A 1504-nucleotide genomic window follows, 5' to 3' on the forward strand; every position below is an offset into this window, starting at 1 on the left:
ACCCGGCACCCGGTCCGAACCGGCGCCCGCGTTCATCCGGCCGAACAGCACCGTTCCGAACACCACGTCCTCACGACCGCTCACCGCGGCCAGCACCCGGGCCCACGCCAGGTGGAACACCGTCGCCGGGCTCACACCCTGCCGCCGCGCCACCTCGCGCACCCGGCCGGCCACCTCGGCATCGAGGGGAACCTGGCAGCGCACCGCGGCGGTGCCGTCACCGTGCAGATCCAGCACACCGAAGGGCGCCGTCGTCTCGGTGACGTCGCCGAGCAACTCGGCGAAGTACCGCTCGTGCTCCTCGCGCGGCGTACCGAGGCGGGCCTGGGCGACGAAGTCGCGGAACGGCAGCGGCTCCGGCAACGTGTCGGCACGGCCGGACATGAACGCCCGCACCTCCCCGAACAGCACATCCAGCGAGGTGTGGTCCTGCACCAGGTGGTGGGTTCGCAGCAGTGCCAGCCAGCGGTCACCGCCGGGCTCCGCCGCGATGTGGACCGTCATCAGGGGCGCCCGGGTCAGATCCATCCACGATCCGGCAACAGCCCTCAACTGCTCCACCGGGTCGGCGCCCCGCGGGTCCAGCACGACCTCCTGGACCGGCAGCTCCACCCGGCGCGACACCACCTGCACCGGGTCGGCCAGGCCCTCCCACACGAACGCCGTGCGGCAGATGTCATGCCGGTCGATCACCCACTGCAGTGCCTCCAGGAACGCGTCCACCCGCTCCCGCGAGTCGAACCCCAGCACCGACGGCAGTACGTAGACATCCGTCGCGGTGTCCTGGTCCGCCATCAGGTGGTGGAAGAGGAGGCCCTCCTGGAGCGGGGCGAGCGGGTAGACGTCGGCCACATTGGCCGCGCCGCCCTCGACCTTCGCCACGACCCGCCCGATCTCCGCCTCGGTGAGCTCCACCAGCGGCAGCATCTCCGGCGTGATCCCGACGGCACCCTCGGGAATCAGGTTCGGCGGAACCACCACCTGGACCGGCCCCGCAGCGCCGGCCAGCCCGGCCGGCGTCGGCGTCCGGAACAGGGCCTTCACCGAGACAGAGACGCCCCGCGCACGAAGGTTCGCCACCAGGGACACCACAAGGAGCGAGTGACCGCCCAGGGCGAAGAAGTCGTCGTCCACACCGACCCGATCGAGCCCCAGGACCTCGGCGAACGCCTGGCACAGAAGCTCCTCCTGCACCGTCGCCGGCGCCCGGCCCGCACCCGCCGCATACTCCGGGGCGGGCAGGGCCTTGCGGTCCACCTTGCCGTTCACCGTCAGCGGCAGCACATCCAGCACCACCACCGCCGACGGAACCATGTACTGCGGCAACCGCTCACCAGCGAACTCCCGCACACTGGCGCCGAGTTCATCCGCGTCGGCGTCGACGCCGGCCGGAACCGCGTACGCCACCAGGCGCTTGTCGCCCGGGACGTCCTCGCGGACCGTGACCACGACCTGTTCCAGGCCCGGGTGCGCGGCCAGGACGGCCTGCACCTCACCCGGCTCG

At 72.0% G+C, this 1504-nt stretch carries 1 protein-coding gene; it reads right to left on the reverse strand.

What is annotated here, in order from left to right; all coding sequences use genetic code 11:
• Positions 1-1504: condensation domain-containing protein (locus ADK60_RS22570; RefSeq protein WP_234371213.1), on the reverse strand; the 1504-nt coding region annotated here is incomplete at both ends.

The organism is Streptomyces sp. XY431, from assembly GCF_001279805.1.
GTDB lineage: Bacteria > Actinomycetota > Actinomycetes > Streptomycetales > Streptomycetaceae > Kitasatospora > Kitasatospora purpeofusca.